We start from the raw sequence: 16008 nt of genomic DNA, 5'->3' as shown, positions 1-16008 counted from the left end.
CGCTGGGTCACATGATGTCCCTCGTGCGGATTAGCTTTTTCCGGGGCCCCCCTCGGCCAGGAGCCGAGGGGCCCCCCCTCCGCTACGGGGGCCTTGGGCGGCATCCGGCGCCACCCGGACGCTGTCACGTTCGTTCCGTCGTTTGTACTAGACGGGGGCCGGAGGAGGCTGCCCCGCTGCTGCATAGAGCCGAACGACGTGCTCCCAGGGGAGGCGGACCCTCCCGAGGAGTACCTCTCGTCTGATACCCCCGTGGCAGTCGGAGCCGCCCGTCACGAGCAGGCCGTTCGCCTCGGCCACCCGGCAGACGGCGAGGGTGGCCGCGGCGTCGTGGCCGGTGTGGTAGGCCTCCAGGCCCTGGAGACCCGCTCGCACGAGCCGCGGAACCTCGTCCAGGAGGCTCGAGCGAACCGGGTGGGCCAGGACGGGGACCCCTCCGGCCTCCCGAACCAGGGCGATCGCCTGGGCCGCGGTGAACCCGGTCCGGGGAACGTAGGCCGGCTTCCCCCGCGCCAGGTAGCGGTCGAAGGCTTCCTGCAGACTCCTCACGACCCTCGCCTCCAACAGTGCTGCGGCCACATGCGGCCGCCCGAGCGTCCCCGGTCCCGCCGCCGCCTCCACCGCCTCCATCGGGATCCGTACGCCCATCGCCTGGAGCCGCGAGAGGATCGCGGCCGCCCGGACGCGGCGCTCGGCGGCGAAGCGCCGGAGGGCCGCGCGCAGCGCCGGCTCCTCCCACCGGATCAGGTAGCCCAGCAGGTGGATCTCCCAGTCCTCCTCGTCCACCGAGAGCTCCACGCCCGGGATGGCGGTGAGCCCCGCGGCCGCCGCGGCGGCCAGGAACTCGGGGAGCCCCTCCACGGTGTCGTGGTCCGTGAGGGCGACGGCCGCGAGCCCGGCGCCCTTTGCGCGCCGGACCACCTCCGCGGGGGGATCGGATCCATCGGAGTAATACGAGTGGAGATGCAGATCGGCTTCGGCGGCGGTCACGGGGGAACCATTCGACCGGGCGGGGGGAGGGTCAGCGAATCACCTGCTCGCTCTCGGGGTCGAAGAAGTGCATCTTGTCTTCGGCCAGGGCGAGGCGGATGCGGTCCTGCGCCCGGACCGCGAGGCTCGGCTCCACGCGCGCGGTGAGCGCGTCGGTGCCGGCCCGCATGTTCAGGAGGATTTCGGCCCCGAGCGGCTCCACCACCTCCACGACGGCCTCGAACGTGGGGCGGCCGTCGGTGGCACCCGCGGCGACGATGTCCTCGGGCCGGATGCCGAAGGTGAGCTTCCTCCCCGCGTAGGGCTGCAGCGCCGCGGCCCGCGCAGCCGGCGCGGGCACACGGAAGCCGTTGGCGACGAGGGTGAGGCGGGCGTCGGCCGCCTGGACCGTGACGGGGATGAAGTTCATGGCGGGGGAGCCGATGAAGCCGGCCACGAAGCGGTTCACGGGCTGCTCGTACACCTGGAGGGGGGGGCCGACCTGGTGGATCCGGCCGTCCCGCATGACCACGATCCGGTCCCCCATGGTCATCGCCTCAACCTGGTCGTGCGTCACGTAGACGATGGTGGCGTGCAACCGCTGGTGGAGCTTCTTCAGCTCGACCCGCATCTGGACCCGCAGCTTCGCGTCCAGGTTCGAGAGCGGCTCGTCGAAGAGGAAGACCTGCGGCTTGCGGACGATCGCCCGCCCCACCGCGACCCGTTGCCGCTGGCCGCCCGAGAGGGCCTTGGGCTTGCGTTGGAGGAGCTCCTGGATTCCCAGGATCTCCGCCGCCTCCCGGACGCGCTGGTCGATCTCCTGCCGGGGGAACTTCCGGAGCTTCAGCCCGAAGGCCATATTGTCGTACACGGACATGTGGGGGTAGAGGGCGTAGTTCTGGAAGACCATGGCGATGTCCCGATCCTTGGGCGGGACATCGTTGACCAGCCGGCCGCCAATGAAGATCTTTCCCGCGGTGATCTCCTCGAGGCCGGCAATCATCCGGAGGGTGGTGGACTTCCCGCACCCCGACGGTCCGACCAGGACCACGAACTCCTGGTCCTGGATCTCCAGGTTCACATTCTCGACCGCCACGACCTCGTCGAACCGCTTCCCCAGGCTCTCCAGGTAGACCGTCGCCACGCCTCACCCCTCCCGCACGGGACCTCTTCCGCCGACTGTGTGGCCAGATGATACTGAAGGGCCCAGCGACGGTCAAGACGCTTGTGCGAGCGGCGTACGCTCGCCGGTGGCGGCCGGGACCGGTCTCCCCTCCCCTTGGCACGGGGCCTGCATAAGTACCCGTCGATTAGGCATTGACCGGAAAACGTCGGCCCTCGCTGGCCGATTTCCAGAGACCGACGGACAGGCTGCCCGACCCTTCCGAGCCCCTTGGGCATCCACCGCCCCGGAGGCCCTCTTGCCCGAGACTCGAGCCTGCGATCTGCTGGCCACGCTGGCCGAGCTGTGCGCGGGCCTGGAGTCCTCGCCGGACCCCGGGGAGGGGGTGCGACCCTGCCTCCGGGCCCTGGCCGAGGCCCTGTCTCTCAGAGGGGCGGCGGTCTGGGGGGCGGGAACCGAGGACCTGACCCTCCTCGCCCAGCACGGCCTTCCCGGATCGTGGGCGGAGGCGGCCGCCAGACTGAAACCGGACGGGCCGCTTGCCGCCGCGGCATCCGGGCGCCGGGGGGTGGTGATCCTCCCCGGGACCCCCTGCCTCCCCCCCCTCCCAGGCGCTGCCGGCGGTGCGGCCGGGGCTGCCGCGGCGGCGTCCCTCAGGGTGGGGACTCGGACAGTGGGGCTCCTGGTGGCCCTCGCGGAAACCCCGGAAGCCTTCGGGGAGGAGGTGCGGGGCCTGCTGGAGGCGGCAGCGAGCCTGCTGGCCGGGGGCCTCGCGTTCGCGCAGTGCCTCAGGGAAGCGACCACCCGGGCCCAGCGCCTCGAGGACCTCACCCGGGTCGCCCAGCGCCTCATGGCACTCCTGGACGTGGAGAGCCTTCCCCAGGCGATCGCGCAGGAGGCGGCCCGCTTCCTCGGGGCCGAGGCGGCGTTGTGCCGCCTCCTGGAAGGGGAGCATCTCCGCCTGCTGGCCCAGAGCGGTGGGGCGGAGGGGCCGATTGCGTGGCGGGATCTCATCCGGGTCGGGGAGAGCCTCAGCGGCACCGTGGCGGCGCAGGGGGAGCCACTGGCCATAGCCGATCTGGCGGGAGAGCCCCGCCTTCTCCCGTCGCACCGGGAGGCGGTGGTGCGTCGGGGCTACCGAGCCTACCTGGGACTGCCGCTGCACCGGAGCGGGCGCCTCGTGGGCGTCCTGAGCCTCTACGCGACACGGATCGGAGCCTTCGGACCGGAGGATGTCGCGCTGGGAATAGGGCTGTCGGAGCAGGTGGCGCTGGCCCTGGAGAAGGCCGATCTCCTCCGCCGGGAGCGGCAGCAGGGGGATCGCCTCCGGGCGCTGCACGCCCTCAGCCGCGCGGTCGCCGGGAGCCTGGATTTGCAGGAGATCCTCCGGCAGGTAGTGGCGGCGGCAGTGGCGCTCACCGGGGACGCCGTCGCCGCCCTCTGGGTCCTCGAGCCGGATGGGACCTTGAGCCTGGGCGCGAGCAGCGGCCTCTCCCACCCCGAGGTCCGCCACCAGACCCGCTTCCGGGTGGGGGAGGGGATCGTGGGAGAGGTCGCGGAGCGGCGCGAGGTGCTTCTCGTCGCGGACATCCAGGCGGATCCCCGGCTCATCAATCGGGAGCTGGCCGAGGCGGAGGGGCTCCGGGCGAACGCCGGGCTCCCCCTCCTGGTCGGGGAGCGGTGCGTCGGGGTCCTGGATCTGACGCGCCGCTCCGCCCGGGCCTTCTCCGCGGAGGAACTGACCGTCCTCACGTCCCTGGCCGACCACGCCGCCATCGCCGTCGCCAACGCCCGCCTCTACCAGGAGGCCCGCCGCCGGGCGGAGCGCCTCGCCGCCATGGGCACCGTGGCCCGGACGCTCACCGCGTCCCTCGAGGAGCGGGCCGTCTTCGAGTGCATCGCCCGCGCGGCCATGGACCTGCTCGGGGGAGACATGGCCCGCCTCTGGGTCCACGACGAAGACCGGGGGCTCGTGCGGGTCGCGGCCGGCGCGGGCGTCCCGGACTTTCCGCTCCCGCCCCGCGACACGTTCGCCCCCGGGGAGGGGCTGGTGGGGAGCGTCTTCGCCGAGCGGAGGCTCCGGGTCGTGGTGGATCCCGAGCGGGACCCGCTCTACGCGCAGCAGGCCTGGGCCGCGGCCGCAGGCGTCCGGGCCGCCGCCGCCGTCCCGGTTCTCATGGGAGAGCGGGCGCTCGGGGTCCTGAGCGTGGTGTTCCGGAAGCCGCCGCACCTCGGGGTGGAGGAGCTGAACCTCCTGACCTCCTTCGCCAACCAGGCGGCCGTGGCCATGGAGAACGCCCGGCTCTACCAGCACCTCAAGGACTACAGCGCAGGCCTGGAAGAGAAGGTGCGGGAGCGGACCGCGGCCCTCGAGGCGGCCAACGTGCAGCTCACCGAGGCGAACCGCCTCAAGTCGGCCTTCCTGGCCAATATGTCCCACGAGCTTCGGACGCCCCTCAACTCCATCATCGGGTTCTCCGAGGTCCTGGAGGACGGCGCCTTCGGCCCCCTCACCGAGCGCCAGCGCCTGTACGTCCAGAACATCCTGAGCAGCGGGCGGCATCTGCTGAGTCTCATCACCGACATCCTGGACCTGAGCAAGATCGAGGCGGGCAAGATGGAGCTCCGCCTGGGCCGGTTCCCTGTGGGGCAGGCCCTCGCCGAAGCGGTGGAGGTCATCCGGGGCCAGGCCCTGGAAAAGTCCATCACCCTTACCCTCGAGGCGGAGACGGGCCTCCCGGACCTCACCGGCGATGCCGGGAAGTTCCGCCAGATCTGCTTCAACCTCTTGAGCAACGCGCTGAAGTTCACGCCCGACGGGGGCCGGGTGAGCGTGCGGGCCCGGGCCGTCAGCCTAGACGGCCCGCACGGTCCGGCCCCGGCGGTCGAGGTGGCGGTGACCGATACGGGGATCGGGATCGAGGCGGCCGACCAGGAGCGGATCTTCCGGGAGTTCGAGCAGGTGGACGGGTCCTACGCCCGAGAGTACGCCGGGACCGGCCTCGGCCTCGCCCTGACCCGCAAGCTGGTCGAGATGCACGGCGGCACCATCCGGGTGGAATCGGCCGGGCCGGGACGCGGCTCCACCTTCCGGGTCCACCTCCCCCTGCGGCCGCCGGTCCTGGAGGGGGAGATCCTGGTGGTGGACGACGACGCCCAGCTGCTCCAGGCTCTGACGGAGACCTTCACGCGCCTGGGGTACGGAGTCCGGGCGGCGGGGGACGGGGAGGAGGCGCTGGCGGCGGTGGCGGCCGCCCGCCCCGACTGCCTCGTCCTGGATCTGCATCTCCCCCGCCGGAGCGGGCTCGAGGTCCTCCGGGCGCTCCGCGAACAGGCCGGCACGCGGGGCATCCCGGTGGTGGCCCTGACCGGGTGGGGGGAGCAGGAGGGGCGGGAAGCCCTCCGGTTGGGCGCGCGGGAGTTCCTCACCAAGCCGGTCTCTCCGTCGGTCCTCGCGGCCACGGTGGACCGGCTCGTGCAGGCCGGGGTCCGGGAGCGGCGTCGATGATGACCATCCTGATCATCGAGGACAACCGGCGGAACATGCTGCTGGTCCGGGAGCTTCTCGCGATGCACGGGTTCCGGGCGCTGGAGGCCTCCGACGCCGAGGAGGGGATCGCGCGCGCCAAGGCGGAGCGGCCCGACCTCATCCTGATGGATCTCCAGCTCCCGGGGATGGACGGCCTGACCGCCACCCGGTTGCTCCGCCAGGATCCCGCCACCGCCGCGATCCCCGTGATCGCCCTCACGGCCCACGCCATGAAGGGGGACCGGGAGCGGGCCCTGGAGGCGGGCTGCACCGGCTACATCCCGAAACCCATCGACACGCGGCGCTTCCTGGCCCAGATCCGGACGTTCCTACCGGGCGCGGCGAAACCGGGGCGGGCCTGAGCCATGGGCTTCCCCCGCACCCCCCACATCCTCCTGGTGGACGATGAGGAGTGGAACCTCGGCCTCCTGGAAGGTCTCCTCGGGCCCCACGGGTGCCGCCTGAGCCGCGCCGCCGACGGGGAGACGGCCCTCCGGCTCGCCGTCGCAGAGGCCCCGGACTGCATCCTCCTGGACGTGATGCTCCCGGACGTGGACGGCTTCGAGGTCTGCCGCCGCCTGAAGGCGGACCCGACCACGACAGCGATCCCGGTGATCATGGTGACGGCGCTCCGGGAGCGCGAGGATCGAGCCCGGGGTCTGGAGGCGGGGGCCGACGACTTCCTCAGCAAGCCGGTGAACACGCACGAGCTCTGGGCCCGCGTCCGCTCCCTCCTGCGGCTGCGCTTCCTGCACGAGGAGCTGGCGGATCGACTCCGGCAGCTCCGGGCCGCCGAGACGCTAAAGGAGCAGCTCACCCAGCTCCTGATCCACGACCTGAACGGACCCCTGAGTGCCCTGAAGGTGAACCTGAGCGTCCTCCTGGCCGGCCTCGAGGAGCCGCTCCAGCCCCGGCAGGAGGCGATCCTCACGCGGGCGCTGGGGAACGCCGAGCACCTCTCCCACCTCATCCGGACCCTGCTGGACATTGCCCGGCTGGAAGAGGGGCGCCTGCCGGTGAAGGAGGAGCCGGTATCCCTCCCGGCGCTGGCCGCGGCCGCGTCCCGCGAGCAGGAGGCCGCGTTTCGGGCCAAAGGAGTGGCGCTCGAGGTGGCCGTGTCGGCCGGTCTTCCCCCCGTCCTCGGGGACGAGGACCTCCTGACCCGGATCCTGGATAACCTCCTGCGCAACGCCCTGGAGTTCACCCCTGCCGGAGGGCGGGTGACGGTCACGGGCCGCGCCGGCGCGGAGGAGGTCACGCTGGGCGTGCGGGACACCGGCCAGGGGATTCCCGCCGCCTTCCGCGAGAAGATCTTCGACAAGTTCGCCCAGGCGGAGGTCGGATCCCGGGGGGGACGCCGGGGAACGGGTCTCGGGCTGACCTTCTGCCGGTTGGCGGTGGAGGCCCACGGCGGCCGGATCTGGGTGGAGAGCGCGGAGGGCAGGGGAAGCTGCTTCTTTGTGACGCTGCCCCGCGCCGGGGAGGAGACGGATGGCTGAGCGGCCAGCCACCATCCTGATGGTGGACGACGAGCCCCAGAACCTCGACCTCCTGGAGGCCCTCCTCCTCCCCCACGGCTACCGCCTCCTCCGGGCGGCCGCCGGGGAGGAGGCGCTGGCGGCGGTCCGGGCCGAGCGGCCCGACCTCGTCCTGCTGGACGTCATGATGCCGGGACTCGACGGCTTCGAGGTCTGCCGCCGGCTGAAGGCGGAGCCCGCCACCCGCTTCATCCCGGTGGTGATGGTCACCTCGCTCCGGGACGTGGAGGACCGGATCCGCGGGATCGAGGTGGGGGCGGACGACTTCCTCAGCAAGCCGGTGAACCGGCATGAGCTGGTCAGCCGAGTCCGGGCCAGTCTCCGCCTGGGCTACTACCGCCACCTGCTCGAGGAGCGGGCGCGCTTCGATGCCGTGGTGGCGGGCCTGCGGGATGGGATCGTCGTCTGCGACGGGGCCTTCCGGGTGACCTCCTGCAACGGCGCGGCCCAGGGGCTCCTGAACCTTCCCCCCGACCGGTGGGCCGGGGTGGACCTCCTCGAACACCTGGCCGGCACGTTCCAGAGCGCCCTGCCGCTTGCCGGGCTGCGGGGAGGGCGCGACCGGGGCATGGACTTCGAGCTCACGCGGCCGGGGGAAACCTTCCCCCTCACCCTGGCGGCCCAGCTCACCCGGACCTTCGGGCCCGATGGGACGCCGGAGACGGTCGCGCTGGTGGTACGGGACGTGACCGACCAGCGCCGGGAGGAGCGCCTGAAGGGGGATTTCCTGTCGCTGATGTCCCACAAGTTCAAGACCCCCATCACGGTGATCGGCGGCTACGTCGCCCTCCTCCTCCGGGGGCAGCTCGGGGAGCTGACCGGCCGGCAGCGGGAGGCCCTGCAGGGGATGACCCAGAAGGCGGAGGAGCTGGAGCGCCTCGTGGACCGGCTCCTCACCTTCAGCGCCCTGGCGGGGGCCGACCTGACCCGGCAGCGGGAGGTGGTGCGGGCGGACGCCGTCCTCCCGGCGGTCGCCGACCGGGTCGGCAAGCGCTATCCGGACCGGAAGATCGCCGTGGCGCCCGAAACCCCACTCTCCCCGCTCATGGTTGCGGCGGATCCCAGGCTGCTCGAGATGGTCTGGGAGAATCTGATGGACAACGCCGTGAAGTTCAGCGACAAGACCGAGCCGGTCATTCGGGTGGGGATGGTGGTGGAGGGCGGGGCGCTGAAGTGCTGGGTGGCCGACAACGGCCCCGGCCTTCCCCACGAGAAGGCAGAGGAGATCTTCCGTCCCTTCAGTCAACTGGAAGAGTCCTTCACCGGCAGCGTCGAAGGGGCCGGGCTCGGGCTCCCGCTCGTGCGGCGAATCGTGGAGGCCCACGGGGGGCGGACCTGGGTCGAGTCCCGCCTCGGGGCCGGCACCACCTTCTACTTTACGTTCCCCCTCGCCTCAAGCGATTCTCCCGCCGCGTCAGCCTCCCCCCGCGCGCCCGAAAGCCGTTGACGGGTCCGGCGCCTTCTGGTACTCCTGTGGCGCTCTCCCCGGGGCGAGGAGCGGGACGTGACACACGGAAAGGTCCGGGTCCGGTTTGCGCCCAGTCCAACCGGCACCCTGCACGTCGGGGGGGCCCGGACTGCCCTCTATAACTGGCTCTTCGCCCGCCACCACGGGGGCACCTTCATCCTCCGGATCGAGGATACCGATGTGGAGCGCTCCACCGAGGAGTCGGTGCAGGCGATCCTGGAGAGCCTGAGCTGGCTGGGGCTCACATGGGACGAGGGCCCCATCCGCCAGGCGGACCGGATGGCCCTGTACCGGGCGGCAGCCGAGCGCCTCGTCAGGGAGGGGCGGGCCTACTGGTGCCTCTGCGCGCCGGAGGAGCTGGAGGCCCGCCGGAAAGAGGCGCTGGCGGCAGGCCGCTCCCCCCGGTACGACGGGCGCTGCCGCGACCGGGCCCACGCGCCGGGCGGCCGGCCCGCCGCCCTTCGGATCCGGACGGAGATGGAGGGGGAGACGGTGGTGGAGGATCTCGTCCACGGACCGGTGAGCTTCCAGAATGCGGACCTGGACGACTTCATCCTCCAGCGTTCGGACGGCGTCCCGACCTATAACTTCGCCGTGGTCGTGGATGACAGCGAGATGGGGATCACCCACGTCATCCGAGGGGATGACCACATCCCGAACACGCCCCGCCAGATCCAGGTCTACCGGCACCTCGGCCGGCCGCTCCCCAAATTTGCCCACATCCCCCTCATCCTCGGTGCCGACCGGGCCCGCCTGTCGAAGCGGCACGGCGCCGCCTCCGTCATGGCCTTCCGGGAGATGGGCTACCTCCCGGAGGCCGTCGTCAACTACCTGGCCCGCCTCGGCTGGGCGTACGGGGACCAGGAGGTGTTCTCCCCGGAGGAGCTCATCCGGCACTTCACGCTGGAGAAGGTGGGGAACGCGGCGGCCGTCTTCGACCAGGGGAAGCTCGACTGGCTGAACGCCCACTACCTCCGGGTGGCCGATCCGGCCCGCCTGGCCGACCTCTTGCCCGAGCACTGGGGGCAGGCCGGCGTGTCCGCGGAGGCGGTGGCGACCACCGAGCCAAGCTGGCGGGTGGCGGTCGTGGTGGCGTTCCGCGAGCGGGCGAAGACGCTCCGCGAGCTGGCCGAGTCCTCCCGGTTCCTCTTCGATGTGCCCGTGCCGATGGACCCCGAGGCGGTGGCCAAGCACCACACCCCGGAGGCCATCGCGCTGCTCGGGGAGCTCCTCCCACGCCTGGAGGTGCTGCCCGCCTTCACCGCCGACGCCCTGGAAGCCTGCTATCGCGGCTTCGCCGACGAGAAGGGGATCAAGCTCGGGGTGGTGGCCCAGGCCACCCGCGTCGCCCTGACCGGCCGGTCCGTGAGCCCGCCCCTCTTCGAGATCATGCCCCTTCTGGGGCGCGACCGGGCGCTCGCGCGCCTGCGCGCGCTCCTCTCGGCCAAAAATCCTTTAGGGCCGCCCGCCCGGAGCCTATAATGGCCCCCGTCAGGCGGGCCCGGGCCGGGGCGCGCGGGGCGGGTCCGCCCTGAGCCTTGCGACCCTCCGGCCTTGCGTTCACCGCCGGGGCCGATGCGGGAGGTCCTCCGTGGCCGCCAACCACTACCTGCCGGAGATCACCCAGCCGGAGGCCGAGCGGATCCTCTGGGAGCGGGGCCTGGTGCTCATTCCGACGGGGAGCGTGGAGCAGCACGGCCCCCACCTGCCCTGCGGGACCGACGCCCTGGCCGCCCTGGCCGTCGGCCGCGCCGTCGCCCCGCGCGTCCGGGGGCTCCTGGTCTCCTTGGGGCCGCTCGGGATTGCCCCGGTCCACCTGGGTTTCGCCGGGACCCTCTCCGTCAAGGCCGAGACCTTCATGCGCCTCTTCCGCGACGTCTGCCTGAGCCTCACCCGCCACGGGGCGGACAAGGTCGTCGTCCTCAACTGGCACGGGGGCAATGCCGCTGCCCTGGGGAGCGTGGCCGGGGAGCTGCAGGCGGAGGGGCGGGCCCGCTTCCTCATCATCCAGCTCGCCCGGCTGGCCGGGGAGGTCCTTGGGGATCCGGCTGGCCTCAGCCACGGGGGGGCGATCGACACCCTGGCCATGCTGGCGCACGACCCGGCCCTCGTCCACCTGGACCGGGCCGGGAACCCCTCCCCGCCGGATGCGGCGGCCCCGTCGGATGCCCGGCCGCAGGGGCCGGGCCCGAGCCGTGCCCTCATCGCCGACATCCGGGAGCTCCTGCCCACCGGCTGGTCCGGCGAGTTGGCGGGGGTGACGGTGGAGAAGGGGCGAACCCTCCTGGCACAGGTGGCCGACGCCGTGGTGGAACAGGTGGAGGCGGTCTTCGGACCGTAGTCGCGGCTCCCGGAGAGAGGAGGTGGGGCATGGGATCCATCGGCCGAGGCGCAGGGATCCTGATCCTGGCGGGCGGGCTCACGGCCGCGGCCCCTGCGCTGGGGGCGGATCCGACGTACGAGTTGAAGTGGAACACGGTGGCGGTGCCGACGCAGCCCCAGTACAAGGCGATGGAGGTCTTCGCCCGCACCGTGGAGGGACTCAGCGCGGGGAAGATCAAGGCGCGGCTCTTCCACTCGGGCCAGCTCGGCGACCAGAAGACGAAGCTGACGAAGGTGCAGCGCGGGACACTGGAGATGGCCTTCGCCGACGCCGCCTGGTTCGCGGATCATGTCCCCGAAATGGGCGTCTTCGGCGCGGCGTATCTCTTCCGGGATCTCGATCACCTCTACCGCGTCATGCTCGGTCCGATCGGACAGGAGTACTTCGAGATGGCGGCCCGGAAGACGAATATCCGCCCCCTCGATGTCTGGTACCTGGGGACGCGGCAGCTGAGCCTCCGGACGAAGCCGGTGACCACCCCGGCCGACATGAAGGATGTCAAGCTCCGGGTCCCGAGCGCCCCCATGTGGATTGCCATGGGCCGAGCGCTCGGGGCCAACCCCACTCCGCTCGGCTTCGGCGAGCTGTACCTGGCCCTGAAGACCGGGACGGTGGATGGGCAGGATAACCCCCTCCCCACCAACGAGGCGGCCAAGTTCTACGAGGTCACCAGGTACATCGTGATGACCAACCACGTGATCGGCCAGCTCTGGCCCATCATCAACGAGCCGCTCTGGCAGGGGATGCCGGCCGAGTACAAGCAGTGGGTGCGGATGTCCCTGGCGGTCGCGCGCCAGTACATGAATTACCTGGTCTTGGAGGGAGAGGCCACGCTGCTGGAGAAGTTCGAGAAGCAGTACGGCCTCAAGATCGTCTATCCCGACGTGGACGCCTTCCGCAGGAACGCCCGCCCCGCCTACAAGGAGTTCGAGGCCAAGTGGGGGCCGGGCCTGTACGAAAAGATCCAGGGGATTCCGTAGGCCTTTCGAGTTCCGAGTGATCATGGGCAACGCCGCTCCGGGGGGTGGGGCATCACCCCCCGGTCTGTTTGTGGGGCGATCCGCCGTGCGCACCCTGCTGGATCGGGTGGCATGCTTCCTCGAGGAGACGTGCGGGGTGATCACCCTGTGGGTGATGTTCCTCGCCATCGTCATCCAGGTCGTCTTCCGCTACCTGTTCACCCCGCTCATCTGGCCGTTCGAGCTGTCTATCTATATGTACATCTGCCTCGTCTACCTCGGAGCCGCCCTGGCGGCGCGCCAGCGGTCCCACGTGGCGTTCGGCGTCCTCTTCGATGCTCTGCCGGCGCGCATCCAGCGGGCGGTCTCGGTGGCATTGCAGGTGCTCGGGGCCGCGGCGCTCGCCACCCTGGTCCTCCCCGGGATCCAGTTCATGACCCAGAGCTATACCATCCGCTCCGCCTCGCTCCGGATCCCCTGGAGCGTCCTGGTCTTCGTCTATCTCGTGAGCATGCTCCTGCTGGCGGGGCACCTGGTGGCGGGCGCGGTCGGCGACTGGCGCGACGCCCCGGACCGGGACGGGTGAGATGGCCGTCGCGGCGTGGGCGGCGGTCTTCATCCTGTTCTTCCTGTTCCGGGGCTCCATCGCCCTGGGCATGGTGACCTCCACGGTGGTCTATTGCCTCCTGAAGGGGATCAGCCTCCAGGAGGTGGTCGAGACTATGGTGATCGGCTTCGACAACCAGTTCCTCCTGCTGGCCATCCCCCTCTTCGTCCTCTCGGCCCGCCTGATGAACGCCGGGGGGATCACGACCCGCCTCTTTGCTTTCGCCGACAGCGCGGTGGGATTCCTGCGGGGCGGGCTGGCGCACGTCAACGTGGTCGGGAGTATCATCTTCTCGGGGATGACCGGATCGGCCCTCGCCGACGCGGCCGGCCTCGGACTCATGGAGATCAAAGCGATGGAGGAAGGCGGCTACCCGCGGCCGTTCGCCTGCGCCGTGTCGGCCGCTACCGCCACCATCGGCCCGATCATTCCCCCCTCCATCCCCATGGTCATCTTCTCCATGCTCTCGGGGGCGTCGCTGGGAAACCTGTTCCTGGGGGGCGTGGTCCCCGGCCTGCTCATGGGCGCGGCGATGATGCTCTACATCGCCGCCGTGGCGGGCCGGCGGAATTACCCCGTGGGACGGTGGCTCGGGTTCCGGGCGCTGCTCAGCGCGTTTCGGAGAGCGTTCCTGGCGCTCCTGACCCCCGGGATCCTGCTCGGCGGGATCTACTCCGGGGTCTTCACGCCGACGGAGGCCGGCGCAGCGGCGGCGCTGTATGCGTTGGTCCTCGCGACCCTCGTCTACCGGGAGCTGGGGCTGCGCGGGCTGTACCGGGAGATGGTGGCCACGGTGGAGAACGTCGGCTTCCTGAGCTTCATCATCGCCGGGGCTTTCAGCTTCAGCTACGTGGTCACCCTGGAGGGAATCTCGGCGACGATCGCCACCGCCGCTGTCTCCCTGACGGCTGATCCATCTCTCCTCCTCCTGGTTCTGAACCTCCTGTTCCTGATCCTGGGGTGCGTCCTGGATACGATGGTGCTGCTCCTCGTCGTGGTCCCCATGATCCTGCCGGCGGTGAGGGCCCTGGACATCGACCTCGTCCATTTCGGGGTCGTCATCGTCTTGAACATGATGATCGGCTTGTGCACGCCCCCCTATGGGATGCTGCTCTTCACGGTGAGCGGCCTCACCAGGACCCCCCTCGGGCCGATCATCCGGGAGATCGTGCCCTTCCTGGTCGTCCTGATCGGCGTCCTCTTCCTGATCACCTACGTGCCATCTCTGGTGCTCTTCTTGCCCCGGCTGGTGGGGTTCCAGGGGTGAGCGTGAATCCCCTGCGCTCTTCGGGCATCCTGGCGGGGAGGGGCAACCGATGGCCGTGGACGCGCCTGGTCTCCTCCGGCGGCTCCGGGAGGAGTTGAAGCCGGTGGAGGCGAAGATCCTGGGGCATCCTTTCCTCACCGCCCTGGAGCGGGGGGAAGTTCCTCGGGGGGGCCTCCAGGAATTCGCGCGCCAGCAGTACCACATCATTGCGAGTGACCTGCGGAGCGTCGCGCTCGCCGTGGCCCGGGCGCCGGCGGGGGCCGCGCAGGACTTTTTCCGCCACGCCCTCGAGGGAGAGGCGGCCGCCTTCGAGGCGCTGCGGGCCTTCGCGACCTCCCTCGATCTCACGGAGGAGGTCCTGCGTGCCGCGGATCCCCACCCGGGAGCGTTCGGCTACAGCGCCTATGTCACCTGGCTGGCCTGCTACGGCTCCGCGGCGGAGTTCGCCGCCGCATTTCTCGTGAACCTGCCGGCTTGGGGGGCGAACTGCGGCCGGGTGTCCCGGGCCCTGCAGAGCCGGTACGGGCTGCCTTCCGCGGCCGTAGCGTTCTTCGACCTGTTCGCGACGCCACCCGCCGGCTTCGAGGAGGCGGCCACGGCGGTGATCGCGGACGGCGTCGCGCGGGGGGTGGAGCCGGCGCTCATCCGGCGGGCCGCCCACCTCCTGCAGGGCTACGAGCTTCTGTACTGGGATACCCTGCACCGGGCGGGGGTCGGGGCCGCGTGAGGGGGCACGGGATGTTCGACGACGCGCGCCGGTTCCTAACGTCGGCGCGGAGCGCCTCGCAGCCGGGGAGGGGCCGTGTGGCAGGGTGAGGTGGTGGGGATCTACATCACGCCGGGAGCCGCCCAACCGATGAGGGTGGTGACCGAGGTGCGGGCGGTGACCGGCAAGGGGCTCGAGGGGGATCGCTACTCCCGGGAGGTCGGGACCTACTCGGCCAAGCCCGGGCCCCACCGGGAGGTCACGCTCATCGCCGTCGAGGCGCTGGAGGCGGTCGCCCGCGAGACCGGCATCGCCCTCGCGGCGGGCGAGTCGCGCCGCAACATCGCCACCCGCGGGGTTCCTCTCAACGACCTGGTCGGGCAGACGTTCCGCGTGGGAGGGGCCCGGGTGCGCGGAGTGCGCCTCTGTCCCCCCTGCCAGCATTTGGAAGACCTCACGCGCCTGCCAGGCGTGATGAAGGCGCTGGTGGACCGGGGCGGGTTGCGGGTTCAGGTGCTCGCGGACGGGCAGATCCGCGTTGGCGATCCGATCCGCCCCGAGACCCCGTGAGAGAGCAGGGCCGCCCCCGCATCAGAAACCCTTTGAGTTTCCGGGAGGACCGGCTATAATACCGCACGTCTTCCGAGCCAGCCTCCGGCCTCCGCCGGGGCCTGCCCCGGGAGCGCTCGCCACCAGGCCGTACTGCGGGATCGGATAATGGTAGTCCGCCTGACTCTGGATCAGGTCGTCGAGGTTCGAGTCCTCGTCCCGCAGCCATCCGGCCCCATCGTCTAGTGGCCTAGGACGCGGCCCTCTCAAGGCCGAAACATGGGTTCGATCCCCATTGGGGCCACCAGGAAAGAATCAAGCAATTTCCAGGGTTAGCGGGGAAGCAGGGGGGCGAGCCAGGGAGGCGGCAGGGGCCAGAATATGCCAGGAAAAGCCCCCCTCGGTGGCAAACAAATGGCAAACGGTCGGGAGGGTGAAATCTCATTGCCACCGGCCAAGAGGTAGGCTAGACTTCGCCTGAAAATTCAACCGGCCCACCTTGCCCAGGGAGCCGGCGAGCCTAAAAGGAGGCGGAAGCACCGCGAGGTGCGACCGCCTTCGGTGTTATAGGGGCCGATTGCCACGAGGCAATACCTCGACCCTCTGGGGCCGAGGGCTGGATGAAATGAAAACGACGCCCCCCTCCAAAGCCTTCGCCGATCTCACCCTCTCCAGCTTCCTCCGCCACCTCGGCCACAAGCTCGTCGCGATCCAGCGCGACGGGAACCGAGCCGTCTTCGTGTTCGCTGTCACTCCAGCCCTCGAGGCCGACGTTCTCCGCTTCTACAACGGCGAGGGCTCCGTCGAGCCGTTGTCCTTCTCGGAACTCGTTCGGTCCCTGAAGGCCGCGGCGATGGCGCAGGCGGGGGGGCGATGAGCGTCCGCCGAACGAGTCCGCCCGCTGACCCTA

At 70.9% G+C, this 16008-nt stretch carries 14 protein-coding genes and 2 tRNA genes; 14 read left to right on the top strand and 2 right to left on the bottom strand.

Features of this window, described 5'->3' with window-relative positions; genetic code table 11:
- Nucleotides 1-147 precede the first annotated feature (147 nt).
- Together VGT06_04975 and ugpC are read right to left on the bottom strand one after the other, a co-directional pair.
- Nucleotides 148-990, bottom strand: a complete 843-nt coding sequence (locus VGT06_04975) for a PHP domain-containing protein (GenBank protein HEV8662483.1) — start codon at nucleotides 988-990, stop codon at nucleotides 148-150.
- Between the two features lie 31 nt (nucleotides 991-1021).
- Nucleotides 1022-2113: a sn-glycerol-3-phosphate ABC transporter ATP-binding protein UgpC gene (ugpC, locus tag VGT06_04970; protein ID HEV8662482.1), complete on the bottom strand. Its 1092-nt coding sequence runs from the start codon at nucleotides 2111-2113 to the stop codon at nucleotides 1022-1024.
- Between the two features lie 277 nt (nucleotides 2114-2390).
- Here ugpC and VGT06_04965 point away from each other — a divergent pair, with 277 nt between their 5' ends.
- From VGT06_04965 to VGT06_04900, 14 genes are all read left to right on the top strand, one after another.
- Nucleotides 2391-5600 carry a GAF domain-containing protein gene (locus VGT06_04965; GenBank protein ID HEV8662481.1) on the top strand — a complete coding sequence of 1070 codons (3210 nt, stop codon included), beginning with the start codon at nucleotides 2391-2393 and terminating at the stop codon, nucleotides 5598-5600.
- A complete protein-coding gene (locus VGT06_04960) occupies nucleotides 5597-5983 on the top strand; it encodes a response regulator (GenBank protein ID HEV8662480.1) in 387 nt (128 codons plus the stop codon). The genes VGT06_04965 and VGT06_04960 overlap by 4 nt, the downstream gene beginning before the upstream one ends.
- Nucleotides 5984-5986: 3 nt before the next feature.
- Nucleotides 5987-7120 (top strand): hybrid sensor histidine kinase/response regulator, encoded by a 1134-nt coding sequence (locus VGT06_04955; GenBank protein HEV8662479.1) that lies wholly within the window; start codon nucleotides 5987-5989, stop codon nucleotides 7118-7120.
- Nucleotides 7113-8606 (top strand): response regulator, encoded by a 1494-nt coding sequence (locus VGT06_04950; GenBank protein ID HEV8662478.1) that lies wholly within the window; start codon nucleotides 7113-7115, stop codon nucleotides 8604-8606. Before VGT06_04955 ends, VGT06_04950 begins: the two co-directional genes overlap by 8 nt.
- Nucleotides 8607-8663: 57 nt before the next feature.
- Entirely contained in the window at nucleotides 8664-10109 is a 1446-nt protein-coding gene (gltX, locus tag VGT06_04945; protein ID HEV8662477.1) for a glutamate--tRNA ligase, read from the top strand.
- Nucleotides 10110-10218: 109 nt separating this feature from the next.
- Complete coding sequence (locus VGT06_04940) at nucleotides 10219-10968, top strand: creatininase family protein (protein HEV8662476.1); 750 nt, start codon at nucleotides 10219-10221, stop codon at nucleotides 10966-10968.
- Between the two features lie 29 nt (nucleotides 10969-10997).
- Nucleotides 10998-11990, top strand: coding sequence for a sialic acid TRAP transporter substrate-binding protein SiaP (locus VGT06_04935; GenBank protein HEV8662475.1), 993 nt, complete (start codon nucleotides 10998-11000; stop codon nucleotides 11988-11990).
- 85 nt (nucleotides 11991-12075) lie between these two features.
- Nucleotides 12076-12555 carry a TRAP transporter small permease gene (locus VGT06_04930; GenBank protein HEV8662474.1) on the top strand — a complete coding sequence of 160 codons (480 nt, stop codon included), beginning with the start codon at nucleotides 12076-12078 and terminating at the stop codon, nucleotides 12553-12555.
- A gap of 1 nt (nucleotide 12556) precedes the next feature.
- A complete protein-coding gene (locus VGT06_04925) occupies nucleotides 12557-13843 on the top strand; it encodes a TRAP transporter large permease (GenBank protein ID HEV8662473.1) in 1287 nt (428 codons plus the stop codon).
- Nucleotides 13844-13892: 49 nt separating this feature from the next.
- Nucleotides 13893-14570, top strand: a complete 678-nt coding sequence (locus VGT06_04920) for a hypothetical protein (GenBank protein ID HEV8662472.1) — start codon at nucleotides 13893-13895, stop codon at nucleotides 14568-14570.
- A gap of 75 nt (nucleotides 14571-14645) precedes the next feature.
- Nucleotides 14646-15119 (top strand): MOSC domain-containing protein, encoded by a 474-nt coding sequence (locus VGT06_04915; protein HEV8662471.1) that lies wholly within the window; start codon nucleotides 14646-14648, stop codon nucleotides 15117-15119.
- Between the two features lie 133 nt (nucleotides 15120-15252).
- Nucleotides 15253-15326, top strand: a tRNA-Gln gene (locus tag VGT06_04910).
- Between the two features lie 3 nt (nucleotides 15327-15329).
- A tRNA-Glu gene (locus tag VGT06_04905) sits at nucleotides 15330-15405 on the top strand.
- Between the two features lie 318 nt (nucleotides 15406-15723).
- Entirely contained in the window at nucleotides 15724-15975 is a 252-nt protein-coding gene (locus tag VGT06_04900; GenBank protein HEV8662470.1) for a hypothetical protein, read from the top strand.
- Nucleotides 15976-16008: the final 33 nt, after the last annotated feature.

The organism is Candidatus Methylomirabilis sp., from assembly GCA_036000645.1.
In the GTDB taxonomy this organism is placed as follows: Bacteria; Methylomirabilota; Methylomirabilia; order Methylomirabilales; family JACPAU01; genus JACPAU01.
This window is presented reverse-complemented; position numbering and strand designations above follow the sequence as displayed.